This window comes from Streptomyces sp. NPDC044064 (genome assembly GCF_056434245.1).
Genome location: NZ_JBWKFN010000004.1, coordinates 77,529 through 92,994, shown reverse-complemented (window position 1 = coordinate 92,994; position 15,466 = coordinate 77,529). Strand labels below are relative to the sequence as shown.

Genomic DNA, 15,466 nt, shown 5'->3' with positions numbered 1-15,466 from the left:
GTCCGAAGGGGCACGAGTGGAGCTCCGCGACATCGAGATCTTCCTGACCCTCGCCGAGGAACTGCACTTCAGCCGCACGGCGCACCGCCTGCACGTCACCCAGGCCCGGGTCAGCCAGTCGATCAAGAAGCAGGAGCGGCAGATCGGCGGCCTCCTGTTCGAACGCACCAGCCGCGCGGTGCGGCTCACCCCGCTCGGCGAGCAGCTGCGGCGTGAACTCGGCGCCGGTTACCGGCAGATCATGGACGGTGTCGCCGCGGCCAAGGCCGCCGCCCGCGGGACGGACACCCTGACGGTCGGCACCGTCGGCCCCCACTCCTGGATGCTGTCCGCCGCCGTGGCCCACCTGCGGACCCGCTCCCCGGCGGTCCAGGTGCGCTTCCGCGAGATCCAGCCCCCCGCACCCCTGGACCTGCTCCGCTCCGGGGACGTCGACATAGCCGTACTCTGGCTGCCCGTCGAGGAACCGGACCTCACCGTGGGCCCGGTCATCCACACCTCACGGACCCTGCTCATGACGGGAGCCTCGCACCCGTACGCCCGGCGCGACGCCGTCCGCCTGGAGGACCTCGCCGACTGCGCGTTCGTGGCCAGCCGCGCCCTGCCGGCCTACATGGAAGAGGCCCTCAACCCCTTCCACACCCCCTCCGGTCGCCCCATCCCCCGTGGCCCGCAGGTCTCGACGTGGCAGGAGGCCCTCACCGCCGTGGCCAACGGCCAGGCCGTCGCCTCGGTGTCGGGCGACATCGCGGACTTCTACCCATGGCCCAACCTGGCCTTCATCCCCATCCTCGACGCCCCGCCGTCCCGATGGGCCCCGGTCTGGCGCACGGCCGCGGAGAGCCCGCTCATCCGCTCCTTCACGGCGGCGCTGTCCGACGCACCGCCGACGACCGGCGAGGACTGCCGGTGCGCGGTGCCGGTGCCGGACGCGGAGGCCTGAGGGGGTTTCTGCACGGGAAGTCCGACGACCCTTGCCGGCTCATGAGCGGAGGCGGACACCGTACCCATCGTGTTCGTCCGGCTGGTGCCGATCTGCGCTGTTTCATCCGCACGGGATGCGCGGGGGCGTGTCGGTGCGGGTCTCTCTGGGAGGCTGCGGGCAGCCGGTGGAAAGGGTGCCTCGATGGAGTGGAAGACCTATGGGGAGCGGCGGATCTACTCGAATCCGTGGGTGAATCTGTGCCTGGTGGACGTGCAGCAGCCTGACGGGCTGCGGTGGGAGTACCACGTCGTGCGGCTGCGGCACCTCGCGGTGGGGGCCGTCGTCAACGACCGGCGCGAGATCCTCATGATGTGGCGGCACCGGTTCATCACGGACTCGTGGGCCTGGGAACTCCCCATGGGGCTGATCGAGGAGGGGGAGACGCCGGAGCAGGCGGCGGCGCGTGAGGTGCTGGAGGAGACCGGCTGGCGTCCCGGGCCGCTGAAGCCGCTGATCTACGCCGAGCCGGCCAACGGGATCACCGACTCGCAGCATCATGTGTTCCGTGCGGACGGGGCCGCGTACGTCGGGCCGCCGACCGAGCAGAACGAGTCGGACCGGATCGAGTGGGTGCCGCTCGCCGAGGTGCGGGGGATGATCGACCGGCGCGAGATCGTCAGCAGCGGGTCGCTCGTGGGGCTGCTGTACGTACTCATGGACGAGGGCATTCGCTGATCGCCTCGTGCCTGGCGTGTCCCTGGCAGCTCTGCGTGGCCGTGCGTCAGGATGATGCGGTGAACGAACAGATAGTCGAGTCCGCCGCGCCCTCCCGCTCCCTCGGTCTGAGGCCCGTCGTGGTGTCCGGGCGGCTGACTGCCGGGGCCCTGCTGCTCGCGGGGCTCGCATGGGTCGTGCGGGCCGTGTGGGAGGTGCGGCTGGCCATGGCCGGGGAGCCTGCCGCGGGGCCGCCGGACCAGGGGGACGGGGTGCACCGGGCGCTCAACGGGCTGGAGGACTCGTACCACCTCGTCACCAGCATCGGGGGCGGCGCCGCCTTCCTCTGCGCGCTCCTCTTTCTCTCCTGGATGTGGCGGGTGCGGGACAACGCGCGCGTGCTCACGGGGCAGACGCCGAAGTACGCAGGCATCTGGGTCTACCTGGGGTGGCTCGTGCCCGTCGTCAGCCTGTGGTTCCCGCGCGGCATCGTCGCCGACGCCTTTCGGACCACCGCTCCGGGACGCAAGCTGCCCGTCTCCGTGAACGTGTGGTGGGCGCTCTGGGTGATCGGGATGCTCGGCGGGGTGGGCATCATGTACCGCGACTCCACCGACAAGCTCATCGCCCGCGCGTACACCGAGGTGTGGCCGCTGCTCGTGTCCGACGCCGCGGTCATCGGTGCCGCCGTGGCGGGCGCGTTCGCCGTGCGGGCCGTCACCGCCGTACAGGTGGAGCGGATTCGCCAGGGGCAGCCGGGTGTGGCGGCGGCGTCCGCCGCCGGCGCCGCCGAGGGCTGAGACCCGTCACCGTCCTGCCCGGGCGTGGGTGGTGGTGTGCCGTCGTACGGGCAAGGATCTACCCATGAGCACCATTGCCGTCGTCGGCGCCGGGCCCGGGCTGGGTGCCGCCGTCGCGCGCCGGTTCGGGCGGGAGGGGTACGACGTCGCCCTCGTCGCCAGGGACCGGGAGCGACTGCAGGTCCTGGTGGGCGAGCTTGCCGACGAGGGTGTCGCCGCGCGTGGGTTTCCCGCCGATGTGCGTCGGCCGGAGCAGCTGGTGGCGGCCCTGAAGGATGCCGCGGCCGTGCTCGGGACCGTCGAGGTGTTGCAGTACAGCCCGGTCCCGCACCGGGACTTCATGCGGCCCGTGCTGGAGACCCGGCACCGGGACCTGCTCGGGCCGATCGAGTTCTCGGTGTACGGGCCGGTGGCCGCCGTGCAGCAGGTGCTGCCCGGTATGCGGGCGCTGGGGCGGGGGACCATCCTGTTCGTGAACGGCGGGACGGCCGCCGTGCCGCATCCCGAGCGGGCGGGCACTTCGATCGCGTTCGCCGCGGAGAGCGCGTACGGGCATCTGCTGCACGACCGGCTCGCCCGTGAGGGGATCCATGTCGCCCAGCTGGTGATCCCCGGGGCCATCACGCCCGGGCATGTGCGCAAGGACCCGGCCGTGCTCGCGGAGACCCTGTGGGGCATGCACCGGGAGCGGCACGGCTTCCGGCACTACGCCGACGACCTCGACAGCTGACCCGGCGGCCCGGAGATCGCGTCGCCCTGCGTGAAGAGCGTTTGTGGGCCAAGATGGTCGTATCGGGCCGTATCGCTCTCTTCAAGGGGGCCTCAATGGCTGTCGAAATCCCCCCGCTCATCAAGCCCTCCCAGTTCAGGCGCCGGGGTGGCCTGCTGGGCGAGTGCATGGCGGAGTTCCTCGGGACCTTCGTCCTCATCTCCTTCGGCTGCGGCGTGGTCGCGATGGCGGTGGCCGGACTCCCCGGTTCCGGCCGTGCGGCGACGCCCACGACGATCTTCCTCGCGGCCGGTGACTGGCTGCTGATCGCGTTCGGCTGGGCGTTCGCCGTCTGCTTCGGTGTCTACGTCGCCGGTGGTGTCAGCGGTGCCCACCTGAATCCGGCGGTGACGCTGGCGATGGCCATCCGCCGCGGGTTCGCCTGGACCAAGGTCCTGCCGTTCATGTTGTCGCAGGTGGTCGGCGCATTCGCGGGCGCGGCGCTGGTCTACCTCGTGTACCACGACGCGATCAGCGCCTATGACCACGCCGCGACGGGGCCGAAGGTGAACGGGCGTACCAATGCCACGTTCTCCATCTTCGCGACCTTCCCGGCCGCGTACTTCCACGGCGGCATCTGGGGGCCGTTGATCGACCAGATCGTCGGTACGGCCTTCCTGCTCATGCTGATCGCCGCCCTCATCGACCTGCGCAACCAGGCCGTGAAGGCCAACCTCGGCCCGCTGCTGGTGGGCTTCGTGGTCGCCGCGATCGGCATGTCCTACGGCGCCAACGCGGGGTACGCCATCAACCCGGCCCGTGACTTCGGGCCGCGGCTGCTCACCTATGCGGCAGGGTGGCAGAGTTATGCCTTCCCGGGCAGCGTGTCCGGCGTGTACAGCGGCTACTGGTGGATCCCGATCGTCGGGCCGTTCGTCGGCGGGATCATCGGGATCCTGATCTACGACCTGTTCATCGGCGACGTCCTGCTCGTGCGCTCCGAACTGGGCGAGCTGCCCGAGCCGGGCCGGACCCGGGGGACGGAGGAGGTCGACGAGGAGTAGCTAGTCCTCTCCGGGCTCCGACCGGCCCCCCTCGGACCCCGCTGCCGCCCTGCGGGCCGCCGACGCGATCTCCTCCAGAGCCGTCAGGTGGCCCGTCAGTGCGCGCCGGCCGGTGAACGTGAGGGCAGCCCAGGTGCGCGGGCGCTTGCCCAGGTAGCCCTTGCGGATGCTGACGTAGCCCGTCTTCTCCAGGGCGGAGAGCGTCTTGCTCAGCGTCGAGTCGGACACCTGGCAGTAGTCCCGCAGGACGGCGAACTCCGCCTCCCCGCACGCGGAGAGGTAGGCGGCGAGGGCCAGCCGGGTGGGGTGGTGGAGTTCCCGGTCCAGGGCGGGGGGCTGAGGCGTTCCGGTCATGCCGTGCCCACCCCGGTGGCCCGCAGCAGGTGCTCCAGACCGCCCGCGAGACCGAAGGCCACCAGCCAGCCCGTCGTGCCGTACGGGATCGCGGCCAGCAGGCTCACGGCGATGGGGGCGAGGGGGAGCAGCCAGGTCCGCCAGGCGTACCGGCCGGGCTCGCGGCGCCGGTCGAACCAGTGGGTGACTCCGCCGTGGTGCGCGCCGATCCAGACCAGGGCGAAGAACGCGGCCAGGCTCAGCAGCCCGCCGGTCAGCAGCCACGCAGCCCACCCCGGCCGGCTGCCGGCGAGGCCCAGTGCGATGAAGCCGGCCGCGAAGGTCAGGGCCTGGCCGACGGCGTAACCGCGGGGCCTGGTCCGCCGGTCGCCGGCCGTGCGTGCCGCGGCCTGGGCGGCTCGTGCGGCGGTCAGCGCGTCCTGTGCCTGTCGTGCGTCGATGGGGTCCCCCGTGCTGGCCATGTGTGTACCTCCGGTGCGGGTGGGGCAGTTGGTCGGACCGCCCACTGATCACCTTCAGCATGGACAGTACTTTCCAATAATGCAAGTACTTTCCAGGAGCTGGTCAGTTGCCTCACCGGAGGCCTCACCAGCCCGTCAGCAGCAGGTGGTTGAGAAGCAGTGCGAGCACCGCCTGCGCGGTGAGCCAGGCCCGGGGGTGGGGCAGATACGCGCACGCCGGCAGCAGCCACATCGCGAACGGCAGCCAGATGCGCTCGGTCTCCGCCTTGCTCATCCCGGACAGGTCGGCGACGAGGAGGGCGAGGAGGGCGGTGCAGACGAGGACCGCCAGGCGGACGGCGGCGGGGTCGGTGCGGCGGGTGAGGGCCGTGGCCGTGCGGCGCAGGCCCGCCGCCGTCGCCAGACCCGTGATCAGCACCGTGCAGGCCAGGTTGGCCCACACCCAGTAGCCGTAGGGACGCTTGCCGCCGACGCCCTGGTAGTAGCGGGTCACCAACAGGTGGTACGCCGTCCACCAGTCGAAGCCCGCGAGCGTGAACGCCGGCGGTACGACGGCGAGTCCGGCGAGAAGGGCCAGAAGGAGCCCCGGGCGCTCGCGCACGCCGTCCCGGCCCAGCAGCAGGACCGCCGCCGCTACGAGGGCGAACAGCGTGAGGCCGTACGACAGGTAGCAGGTCAGGCCGAGGAGCAGGCCGGAGGCCGCCGCCCGGAGCAGGGAGCGGCGGGTGACCGCGAGGGCGAGCAGGGCCACGGACCAGGCGGCGACCGCGGCGAAGTACGCGTCGGCGGAGGTGCCCAGCCAGACCGCCGCCGGGGCCAGCACCAGGAAGGGGGCCGCCCGCCGGGCCAGGGTCTCGTCCGCCAGGGCGCGGACGGCGACCAGGACCGCCACGCAGGCCGTCGAGCCGAGGGTCACGCACCACATCCCGGCCCAGCCGCCGCCCCGCAGCCCGATCCGGTCGAGGAGGACGAAGGTGAGCGTCGCACCCGGCGGGTGACCGGCGACATGGGCAGGCCAGGGGGCCGGGGTGCCGCTGACGATGTGATGGGTGAAGTCCCGCAGGGCGGCCGGGATGTCGTGGAAGCGGCCGATGACCCGGAGGTACTCCTCACGGGTGGTGAGGCGGGCCGCGATGCCCCGGTGCCAGCCGTCGACGAGGGCGAGGGAGAGGATCCAGGCCATGGCCGACGCCCACGCCGTCACCAGCAGGGCACGCCACGGCAGCCGGGCGGCCAGGGACGGGCCGTAGGCCACGCCGGCCGCAGCGAGGAGGACGGCGGCCGGTGTGCCGGGGCCCACGTGCGGGTCCCACTCGGCCAGTACGGGCGGCCAGTGCACGAACAGGACGCGGTAGGTGTCCTGGAGGTGGCGGCCGACCAGGACGGCCACCGTCACGAGCAGGGCGGCGGCCCCGGCGGCGTACAGATCACGGCGGAGGGAGCGGGTCACGTCGGCACGTTAGGCCGCACGGCCCCGTACGGGTCGTCGTACAGGCCGGACGTCAGCGTTTCGTCATGGGTCGTGCCCTCTTTCCCGGGCGTTTCGCGGCTTACGGTCGGGGCATGCCCGACCTTCCCCGGCTTCCCACCTCCCCCGGTTTCTGGCGCAGCCCCCTACGCGGCCGCTGGTTCACCTCCATGCTCGGACTCGTGCTGCTCGCCGGCATCACCGTGCTGTTCGTGACCGGCCTGGTGTCGTACGCGGCCTACAACCCGAACCTGCACCCGGTGAACGACACGACCCCCGACAAGGGGATCCTCGGCTTCTACCTCTTTGCGTGGCCGACCGGACCGGTGTGGCTGTACCGGTTCACCCAGGGCCTCCACGTCACCCTCGGCATCACCCTGGTCCCGGTCCTGCTGGCCAAGCTGTGGTCGGTGGTGCCGAAGCTGTTCACGCTGCCGCCGGCCCGCTCCGTGGCGCACGCGCTGGAGCGGATCTCGCTGCTGCTGCTGGTCGGCGGCGGGCTGTTCGAGTTCACGACCGGTGTGCTCAACATCCAGCTGGACTACGTCTTCCCCGGCTCCTTCTATCCGCTGCACTTCTACGGGGCGTGGGTGTTCTTCGCCGCGTTCGTGGCGCACGCGGTGCTGAAGACGCCGGCCGCGGTGCGGACCGTACGGCGGCGGCTGCGCGAGGGGGACGAGAGCAGCGAGAGCAACGAGAGGGACGAGAGCGACGAGAAGGACGCGGACGATCTGGCCGCGCCGGACCCCGATCCGCCCACCGTGTCCCGGCGCGGGGCGCTGTGGCTGGTCGGCGGCGGCTCGCTGCTGCTGTTCCTGACCACGGTCGGGCAGAGCCTGGGCGGACCCTTCCGGCGTACGGCCCTGCTCGCGCCGCACGGCGGGGCCGACCCGGGCGGTGGTCCGAACGGCTTCCAGATCAACAAGACGGCCGCGTACGCGGGCATCGACGCGGCGGAGACCAGCGAGGAGGCGTGGCGGCTCGTCGTCACCGGCCGCACCGGGACCGTGCGCCTCAGCCGCGCCCAGCTGCTCCGACTGCCCCTGCACAGCTCGTCGCTGCCGATCGCCTGCGTGGAGGGCTGGTCCACCGCCGACCAGTGGTGGCGCGGGGTGCGGCTGCGGGACCTCGCGGCGCTCGTCGGCTACGAGGGCGACCCGCCGGACGTGTTCGTGGAGTCCCTGCAGCGGCACGGCGCCTTCCGCCGCGCGGCCCTGCGCGCCAACCAGGTGGCCGACCCGCGCTCCCTGCTCGCCCTGTACGTCAACGGCGAGGAACTGTCCCCCGACCACGGTCACCCGGCGCGCGTGATCGTGCCCGCCGCACCGGGCGTGCTCAACACCAAGTGGGTGGCCCGGCTGACCTTCGGAGACCTTTGATGCGCCGCCTGCCCGTGATCCGCCGCCTGCCCGTGGGCAGTCCGCTGCAGATCCTGCTGCTCTGCTGCTCGTTCGCGCTCGCCGTGTACGCCGGTGTACGGCTGCTCGCCGGTGACTGGTTCGGGGTGGCGCTGTGGGTCGTGGGGGCGGCCCTGCTGCACGACCTCGTTCTGCTGCCGCTGTACTCGGTGGCGGACCGGGCGGTCGTGCACGGTCTCGACGCGGTCGGACGGCGCGCATGGGTGATGTACGTGCGGGTGCCGGCCGCGTTGTCGGGGCTGCTGCTGCTCGTGTGGTTCCCGCTGATCTCCAACCGGGTGGCCGTGCGTTACCGCCTGGCCACCGGTCAGTCCGCGGACGTCTTCCTCGGCCGCTGGCTGCTGATCACCGCCCTGCTCTTCGGCGGCTCGGCGCTGCTGCTCGCGGTGCGGGTGCGCAGGGCGACGAAGCGGCGGTCGCCGGCCGTCCACTGAGCCTCCGCCCGCCACTCGGCGGCCCGGTCCGCGAGTCGCAGCAGGGCCGGGGTGCCGATCCGCGCCCACGGGAACGGGTCGCCCGTGCGGGCCCGCCCGTGGGCGACGTCGACGACCTGCACCCGGGTGCGCTCGTCCACGTCCAGCGGGACCGTCTCGGCGATCAACAGACCGCCGGGAGCGAGGAGTTGGCTCATCCGGTGCAGCAGGGCGCGCGGGTCGCCGCCGATGCCGACGTTGCCGTCCATGAGCAGGACGGTGCCCCAGCGGCCCTCGCCGGGCAGCGGGTCGAACACCGAGCGGCGCAGGGCCTGGCCGCCGACCGTGATGGTGCGGGTGACGGCCGCCTCGCTGACGTCGACGCCGAGGACGGTACGGCCCCGGGCGGCCAACTCGGCCACCAGCCGGCCCGGGCCGCAGCCGACGTCCAGGACGGCGCCCTCGCAGCGGTCCAGCACCGCCGAGTCCACCGCGTCCGCGTCGGCGCACCAGCGTTCCACCTCCAGCGGCAGCAGCCAGCCGTCGGTGCGGCGCAGGTACAGCGGGCCCCGGCCGGTGCGCAGGGCGGTGGCGTACGGGTCGGAGAGGGCCCAGGCGGGGCCCCGCGGGGCGTCGGCCGAAACCGCCTCGGCTTCGCCGTCGGCGATCGTGTTCCCACCCGCACCACCTGTGACGCTTTCGTCGCCGGGTGCGGGTGCGGGTGCGGGTGCGGGTGCGGCTGCGGCTCGGCTGCGTGGAGCCGTCGTCGGGCCGGATGCGGGGGTCATCGGGCACCGGCCGCCGTGCAGTCCGCCAGCCGGGCGGCGAAGGCGCCGTGCGGGGCGAGGGTGGCGACCGCGCGGGCGTCGGCGGCGGTGTCGACGTCCCGCAGCCGGGGCAGGTCCCGTACCCGCAGCCCGGCAGCGACCAGCCGCTCCCGCTGCACGACCCCGGTCTCCGGCGCGGACATCGGTACCCCCCGCAGCAGCGCGGGCTCCGGGCGGGCCAGGCCCAGCGCCCAGAACCCGCCGTCCTCGGCCGGTCCGAAGTACGCGTCGCAGTCCGCGAAGTCCACGGTGAGCAGCTGCGGGGTGACCTGCGGGGTGTCCATGCCGATCAGCAGGGCGGGGCCGGCGCAGCGGGCGAAGGCGTCGGCGAGGCGGGCGTCGAGTCCGCCGGCGCACTGGGGGACGACGTCGAAGCCGGGGGGCAGCCAGGGGCCCGGCCGGCCGTCGAGCACGAGGACTCTGCGGGTGGCCGGGGCCGCGGCCACGGCCCGCAGCGTGTCGGCGAGCGAGGCCTCGGCGAGGGCGGCGGCCTGCTCGGGGGAGAAGGGCGGGGTCAGGCGCGTCTTGACCCTGCCCGGGCAGGGCTCCTTGGCGATGACTAGGAGGGTGGTCATGTGGGCCTTCCTTGACTGGTGACCTGAGTGGGGGCTGGACAGGGTTGTTTCGCTCGCCCGCAGCCAGGCACGGACAACGAGCCGCTAGACACGGGCGACAGGCGGCTCGTGCAGGACCTTGCTCATGTCCTGGACCGCCTGCCACGTGCCCCGCCAGGTCCCCGTGACCTTCGAGGCGCCGCTGCGCGGGAGATACGGGACGTCGTGTTCGGTGATGTGCCAGCCCGCGTCGGCGGCACGGACCACCATCTGCAGCGGATAGCCGCTGCGGCGGTCGGTCAGACCCAGGTCGAGAAGCCGCTCGCGGCGGGCCGCGCGCAGGGGCCCGAGGTCGTGCAGGCGCAGGCCGGTGCGGCGGCGCAGGAGGTGGGAGAGGGCGAGGTTGCCGGCGCGGGCGTGGGCCGGCCAGGCGCCCCGGGCCTGCGGGCGGCGCCGGCCGAGCACCAGGTCGGCCGCGCCGGCCCGGACCTCGCGGACGAACGGGACCAGCTGCCCGGGATCGAGGGAGGCGTCGCAGTCGCAGAAGCACACCACGTCGGCGGTGGCGGCCAGCAGCCCGGCGTGGCAGGCGGCGCCGAAGCCGCGCCGCTCCTCGCGCACGACGGTCGCCCCGAGGCCACGGGCCAGGTCGGCGGAGCCGTCGGTGGAGCCGTTGTCGACGACGAGGGCGCGCCAGCCGGCCGGGACGCGCGCGAGGACCCAGGGCAGCGCTTCGGCCTCGTTCAGGCAGGGCAGCACGACGTCCACGTCGGAAGGGGGAGGGGAGGTGCTCGTCACGGCGTTCACCCTACGAAGCCGAACCGGGGCAAAGGGGGCATCAGCTCCTTACGAAACGCGGACGTCGGAGCCGCGGCCGAGCCTCCGGGGCGGCCGGGTGCCAGGGTGGAGACATGCAGCAGCCGTACGCATCACAGGACGCCGGACCGCGACCCGGTTCCCCGGGCCGGATCCTCGTCGTGGACGACGATCCGACCGTCGCCGAGGTCGTCGCGGGGTACCTGGACCGGGCCGGATACACCGTGGACCGTGCCGCCGACGGCCCGGCCGCCCTCGCCCGGGCCGCGGTGCACCAGCCGGACCTGGTGGTGCTCGATCTGATGCTGCCCGGGATGGACGGCCTGGAGGTGTGCCGGCGGCTGCGCGAGCACGGTCCGGTGCCGGTCGTCATGCTCACCGCGCGCGGTGACGAGGACGACCGCATCCTCGGCCTGGAGGTCGGCGCCGACGACTACGTGACCAAGCCGTTCAGCCCGCGGGAGCTGGTGCTGCGGGTGGAGTCGGTGCTGCGCCGTGCCCGGCCCGCCGTGCCGCGCGGCCCGCTGGGCGCGGCCGGTCTGACCGTGGACCCGGCCGGCCGCCGCGCCACCAAGAACGGCACCGATCTGGCCCTCACCCTCCGGGAGTTCGACCTGCTCGCGTTCTTCCTGCGGCATCCGGGACGGGCGTTCGGCCGGGAGGAGCTGATGCGGGAGGTGTGGGGCTGGGACTTCGGTGACCTGTCGACCGTCACGGTCCATGTCCGCCGCCTGCGCGGCAAGGTCGAGGACGACCCCGCCCGCCCCCGCCTCATCCGCACGGTGTGGGGCGTGGGGTACCGCTTCGACCCCACCGGAACCGGAACGGAGGGCGACTGACATGCGCGACACCCTGCTCATCGCCCTCTACGCCTTCCTCGGCGCCGCCGCCAGCGGCCTCGTCGGAGCGGCCGTGCTGCGGCTGATCCGACGGCGTTCCCTCACCACCTCCCTCGCCGTGGTGGCGGCCGTCGGCGTGGTCGCCATGCTCGCCGGGACGATGGCCGTGGCCCAGGCGATGTTCCTGTCCTCGCACGACCTGCGGGTCGTCACCACGGTCGTGGCCATGGCGGCCGCGGTCTCCCTGGTCACCGCGCTGCTGCTGGGCCGCTGGGTCGTCGCCCGCAGCCGTGAACTCGCCGACGCCGCACGGAACTTCGGTGACGGCGGCGCCTTCGCCGCGCCCGAGGCCCCCGCCACCGCCGAACTCGACGCGCTCAGCCGTGAGCTGGCCGCCACCAGCGCCCGGCTCGCCGCGTCCCGGGAACGCGAGCGGGCTCTGGAGACCTCCCGGCGGGAGCTCGTCGCGTGGATCTCGCACGATCTGCGTACCCCGCTCGCCGGGCTGCGTGCCATGTCGGAGGCCCTGGAGGACGGGGTCGCGGCCGACCCCGACCGCTACCTGAAGCAGATACGCACCGAGGTGGAACGCCTCAACGACATGGTGGGCGACCTCTTCGAACTCTCCCGTATCCACGCCGGCACGCTGCCCCTGAGCCCGGCCCGGATCTCGCTGTACGACCTGGTCGGCGACGCCCTCGCGGGGGTCGGACCGCTCGCCCGCGAGCACGGCGTACGGCTCGTGGGCGACCGGGTGGAACCGCTGCCGGTGGAGGTCGACGGCAAGGAGATGAGCCGGGTCCTCGCCAACCTGCTGGTGAACGCCATCCGCCGCACCCCCGCCGACGGCACGGTCGCCATCGCCGCCGAGCGCGTCCCCGACGGTGTGGTGCTGTCGGTGACGGACGGCTGCGGCGGCATCCCCGAGGAGGATCTGCCGCGCGTCTTCGACACCGGCTGGCGCGGCACGGACGCGCGCACGCCGCCGGCGGGAGCGGGGCTCGGCCTGGCGATCGTCCGGGGGATCGTCGAGGCCCACCGGGGCAGCACGACCGTCCGCAACATCCCGGGCGGCTGCCGTTTCGAGGTGACCCTGCCGGCGGCGAAGGCGTAGCCGTACTCCTAGCCCGCGAACTCGCCCCCGAAGTCCGTGTACTTACGGGCCGGCAGGCCCAGTGCGGTCGGGCCGAAGGTGGTGGACGCGGTCGTCGAGTAGAGCGTGGACGAGGCACCCGGCAGGAACCAGACCGCGCCCTCGGGGTCGTTCTCGCCGACGGCGGCGGCCGTCAGGTCGGCGTGGCCGTCGTGGTTCACGTCGGAGGCGAGGAGGGTGCGGCCGAAGTCGTCGCCCGCCTCCAGGGTGCCCGGCACACCGGGGCTGTCCTGGGTGAGGAACACCGGGCGGTTCGTGGAGAGGCCGGAGGCCGAGCCGCGGAGCAGGGTGATCGCGCCGGCGTGCGAGCGGTAGTCGGAGTCGTCCCCGAAGGTCTCGCCCGGCGCGCCGACCGCCAGGTCCCCGTAGCCGTCCTTGTCGAAGTCGCCGATCGCCAGCGCCTGGCCGAAGCGGTCGGTCTCCTCGGAGGAGTCCGGGACGCCCGGGGTGTTCTGGGTGATCGAGACCCGGTGGGTGGCGCTCGGGCCGGACGAGGTGCCGTAGATGACGTGGATCTTGCCGCCGGTGGAGGCCGAGGGCTCGTCGGCCGGGTCCTCGGGGTTGCCGAGGACGATGTCGCCGAAGCCGTCCTTGTTCAGGTCGCCGATGGCGGCCGTCCCGGCGGTGCGCAGGCTCGCCGCCTTGCTGATGCCGTCGGCGGTGCCCTTGTAGTAGACGGCCGTGGCGAGATGGTCGCCGTTCGGCTTCTGCCCGGTGACCACCAGGTCGGCCTTGGAGTCGCCGCTCACCCGGCCGGCGGTGAGGGCCGGCCTGTCGATGCCGGGGGAGTAGGAGGAGACCCGGCCGGTCGAGCCGGCCTTGGTGAACGGGCCCCGGATCAGGCGGACCCGCCAGCTGCCGGGGTTCTCCGTGTCGCTCTGCGCGGAGATCGCCAGGTCGGGCCTGCCGTCGCCGGTGAAGTCGGCCGCCGCGATGCTCATCCCGAAGTAACTGCCGTACAGCGTCTGCGGGTTCTTCACCGTCGTGGCGCCGGACAGGCCGCTCCTGGAGCCCCAGACGATGACGACCGTGCCCGCTTCCTGGGCGCTGCCCGCGTTCTCGTGCTGTGCTCCGACGACGAGATCGCTGTAGCCGTCGCGGTTGAGGTCGGCGGTGGCGAGCTGCTCGCCGAACTGGTCGCCCTTCTCCGCGTCGCCGGGAATGCCGGCGGTGTTCTGGCTGATCAGCTGGTGCTTGGCCGGGTTCAGCCCGCTCGCCGTGCCGTAGACGACGGCGACCTGGCCGGCGTCGGACTTGCCGCCGACCGTGGCGGACGAGGCGGCGACGGCCACGTCCCGGTAGCCGTCGCCGTTGAAGTCGCCCTGGAGCCCGGAAGGGGCGGCCGAGGCGGAGGTGGACAGGGCCACCGGGGTCAGCCCCGCGACGAGCAGGGCGGCGAGCGCGGTGCTGCCGCGCAGAGGGTGTCTCACGTCTGTGTCTCCGAGGAAGAGCGGGTCAGTCGGGCAGGCTCGCGCCGAACGAGGAACGGTTGCCGAGGCCCAGGGACTGAGGAGTGAACAGGGTCGAGCCGGTTCCGGTGGGGCCGGAAGCCGTGCCCGGCAGAAGGTGGAGGCGGCCGATCTCCCAGGCGGAGGCGACCAGTTCGGCCCGGCCGTCGCGGTTGAAGTCGCGCAGTAGGACCGAGGCGCCGAGCCAGCCGTCGTTCCCGTCGGCCGGGTCGCCCTCGACGCCCGGGGTACCGGTGTCGTACTGGCGGGCGTTCTTGCCGGTGAGGCCGCCCCTGCCGCCGCGCAGGACGGTGACCGCGCCGCCGCGGAACATGTTGTCGCCGATGACCTCGCCAGGCACGCCCACCGCGAGGTCCGGGTAGCCGTCGCCGTTCGTGTCCGCGGCCGACACGTCGTAACCGAAGTAGTCGACCGACTCGCGCGTGCCAGGGACACCGGCCGTGTCCTGTGTGAACGAGGTGCCCGTGGTGCTCGGGCCCTGGGAAGTGCCCTTGTACACCCGGACGGTACCGCCCTTGCCCATGCGGGCGAGACCGACGGCGAGGTCGCCGTAGCCGTCCTTGTCGAAGTCGGCGACCGTGGCGCTCGCGTCCACCAGACCGGAGTCGCCCAGCAGGCCGATCTTCCGCGTCGGCTTGGTGGGGCCGCCCGAGCCGCCGCGGTAGAACCAGGCGCGGTTGGTCCAGGTGTCCGAGTCGTAGCCGAGGACGGCGAAGTCGGCCGTGCCGTCCTTGGTGACCTTGCCGGAGACCACCAGGTCCGGCTTGATGTCCTCGCCGTCGATCGGGTCGAGGTTGGTCGCCGTGCCGCGCGAGCCGGACTTCGTGAACGGACCGCGCAGGACGTAGATGTAGTCGTCGGTGATCGCGACGACGTCCTGCTTGCCGTCGGCGGTGAAGTCGCCGACGGCGACGTCCTTGGCGAAGCCGCAGTCCTTGCAGCTCGGGCTCCTGAACGAAGTCCCCTCGGTCAGGCCGGACTTGGAGCCCCAGAGGATGGTGAAGCCGCCGTGGTAGGCGCCGTCGTCCTCGCCGGGGGCGGTGACGACGAGGTCGCCGTAGCCGTCCTTGTTCATGTCCGCCGGGGTGACCTTCGCACCGAAGAAGTCGTTCGTCTCCGCGGTGCCCGCGATGTAGGGGGTGTTCTGCGTGATCACCGAGCGCTTGGCGGGGTCGGGGCCGTGAGCGGTGCCCCAGACGACCACGACCGCGCCCGCCTCCTTCTTGCCGGCGACGGTGGCCGTGCGGTCGCCGAGGGCGAGGTCGCGGTATCCGTCGCCGTTGAAGTCGTCCGCGTACTTCGCCGTGGCCGCGGACGCCGGCGTGGCCGGCACCACCGGGGCCAGGCCGGCGGCGAGCAGCGCGGCGGTCAGCAGGACGGTGCGCTTGCGCAAGGTGTCTCCCACGGTCGGGGCGGATCCCGGGCGCCCGATGGCGCGATAGGGAGACAGTCGGAGAAAGGCAAGGGTTGTACGGGAGTTCG

General features: G+C 73.1%; 16 protein-coding genes. 8 read left to right on the top strand and 8 right to left on the bottom strand.

Going from position 1 to position 15,466, the window contains the following annotated elements; genetic code table 11:
* Window positions 1-16 precede the first annotated feature (16 nt).
* The 5 genes from AC07DS_RS08100 (at window position 17) to AC07DS_RS08080 (ending at window position 4,212) form a co-directional block, all read left to right on the top strand.
* Complete coding sequence (locus tag AC07DS_RS08100; protein ID WP_479143660.1) at window positions 17-943, top strand: LysR family transcriptional regulator; 927 nt, start codon at window positions 17-19, stop codon at window positions 941-943.
* A gap of 183 nt (window positions 944-1,126) precedes the next feature.
* The gene (locus AC07DS_RS08095) at window positions 1,127-1,660 is read left to right on the top strand and encodes an NUDIX hydrolase (RefSeq protein ID WP_479143659.1); all 534 of its coding nucleotides are present in this window, start codon (window positions 1,127-1,129) and stop codon (window positions 1,658-1,660) included.
* A gap of 59 nt (window positions 1,661-1,719) precedes the next feature.
* Entirely contained in the window at window positions 1,720-2,439 is a 720-nt protein-coding gene (locus AC07DS_RS08090; protein ID WP_479143658.1) for a DUF4328 domain-containing protein, read from the top strand.
* A gap of 64 nt (window positions 2,440-2,503) precedes the next feature.
* Window positions 2,504-3,169: an SDR family NAD(P)-dependent oxidoreductase gene (locus AC07DS_RS08085; protein ID WP_479143657.1), complete on the top strand. Its 666-nt coding sequence runs from the start codon at window positions 2,504-2,506 to the stop codon at window positions 3,167-3,169.
* Between the two features lie 95 nt (window positions 3,170-3,264).
* Window positions 3,265-4,212 carry an MIP/aquaporin family protein gene (locus AC07DS_RS08080; protein ID WP_479143656.1) on the top strand — a complete coding sequence of 316 codons (948 nt, stop codon included), beginning with the start codon at window positions 3,265-3,267 and terminating at the stop codon, window positions 4,210-4,212.
* Here the strand turns inward: AC07DS_RS08080 and AC07DS_RS08075 are convergent, their stop codons facing one another.
* The 3 genes from AC07DS_RS08075 to AC07DS_RS08065 all read right to left on the bottom strand — a co-directional run bounded on the left by AC07DS_RS08075 (window position 4,213) and on the right by AC07DS_RS08065 (window position 6,477).
* The gene (locus tag AC07DS_RS08075; RefSeq protein WP_479143655.1) at window positions 4,213-4,566 is read right to left on the bottom strand and encodes a transcriptional regulator; all 354 of its coding nucleotides are present in this window, start codon (window positions 4,564-4,566) and stop codon (window positions 4,213-4,215) included.
* Window positions 4,563-5,027, bottom strand: coding sequence for a hypothetical protein (locus AC07DS_RS08070; RefSeq protein ID WP_479143654.1), 465 nt, complete (start codon window positions 5,025-5,027; stop codon window positions 4,563-4,565). Before AC07DS_RS08070 ends, AC07DS_RS08075 begins: the two co-directional genes overlap by 4 nt.
* A 124-nt stretch (window positions 5,028-5,151) precedes the next feature.
* On the bottom strand, window positions 5,152-6,477 hold the full coding sequence (locus tag AC07DS_RS08065) for a hypothetical protein (RefSeq protein ID WP_479143653.1): 1,326 nt from the start codon (window positions 6,475-6,477) through the stop codon (window positions 5,152-5,154).
* A gap of 113 nt (window positions 6,478-6,590) precedes the next feature.
* On the opposite strand from AC07DS_RS08065, the gene AC07DS_RS08060 reads away from it, so the two are divergent.
* Window positions 6,591-7,874: a molybdopterin-dependent oxidoreductase gene (locus AC07DS_RS08060; protein WP_479143652.1), complete on the top strand. Its 1,284-nt coding sequence runs from the start codon at window positions 6,591-6,593 to the stop codon at window positions 7,872-7,874.
* 346 nt (window positions 7,875-8,220) lie between these two features.
* On the opposite strand, the gene AC07DS_RS08055 is transcribed toward AC07DS_RS08060, so the two are convergent.
* The 3 genes from AC07DS_RS08055 to AC07DS_RS08045 form a co-directional block, all read right to left on the bottom strand.
* A complete protein-coding gene (locus AC07DS_RS08055; protein ID WP_479143651.1) occupies window positions 8,221-9,114 on the bottom strand; it encodes a class I SAM-dependent methyltransferase in 894 nt (297 codons plus the stop codon).
* A complete protein-coding gene (locus AC07DS_RS08050; RefSeq protein WP_479143650.1) occupies window positions 9,111-9,728 on the bottom strand; it encodes a TIGR04282 family arsenosugar biosynthesis glycosyltransferase in 618 nt (205 codons plus the stop codon). The genes AC07DS_RS08055 and AC07DS_RS08050 overlap by 4 nt, the downstream gene beginning before the upstream one ends.
* A gap of 84 nt (window positions 9,729-9,812) precedes the next feature.
* Window positions 9,813-10,514 carry a glycosyltransferase family 2 protein gene (locus AC07DS_RS08045; RefSeq protein WP_479143649.1) on the bottom strand — a complete coding sequence of 234 codons (702 nt, stop codon included), beginning with the start codon at window positions 10,512-10,514 and terminating at the stop codon, window positions 9,813-9,815.
* A 104-nt stretch (window positions 10,515-10,618) separates the two neighbouring features.
* Between AC07DS_RS08045 and AC07DS_RS08040 the strand changes: the two genes are divergently transcribed.
* Complete coding sequence (locus AC07DS_RS08040; protein WP_479143648.1) at window positions 10,619-11,362, top strand: response regulator transcription factor; 744 nt, start codon at window positions 10,619-10,621, stop codon at window positions 11,360-11,362.
* 1 nt (window position 11,363) lies between these two features.
* Window positions 11,364-12,476, top strand: a complete 1,113-nt coding sequence (locus AC07DS_RS08035) for a sensor histidine kinase (RefSeq protein ID WP_479143647.1) — start codon at window positions 11,364-11,366, stop codon at window positions 12,474-12,476.
* Window positions 12,477-12,484: 8 nt separating this feature from the next.
* Here the strand turns inward: AC07DS_RS08035 and AC07DS_RS08030 are convergent, their stop codons facing one another.
* Together AC07DS_RS08030 and AC07DS_RS08025 are read right to left on the bottom strand one after the other, a co-directional pair.
* On the bottom strand, window positions 12,485-13,945 hold the full coding sequence (locus AC07DS_RS08030; protein WP_479143646.1) for an FG-GAP and VCBS repeat-containing protein: 1,461 nt from the start codon (window positions 13,943-13,945) through the stop codon (window positions 12,485-12,487).
* 25 nt (window positions 13,946-13,970) lie between these two features.
* Window positions 13,971-15,377, bottom strand: coding sequence for an FG-GAP and VCBS repeat-containing protein (locus tag AC07DS_RS08025; protein ID WP_479143645.1), 1,407 nt, complete (start codon window positions 15,375-15,377; stop codon window positions 13,971-13,973).
* Window positions 15,378-15,466: the final 89 nt, after the last annotated feature.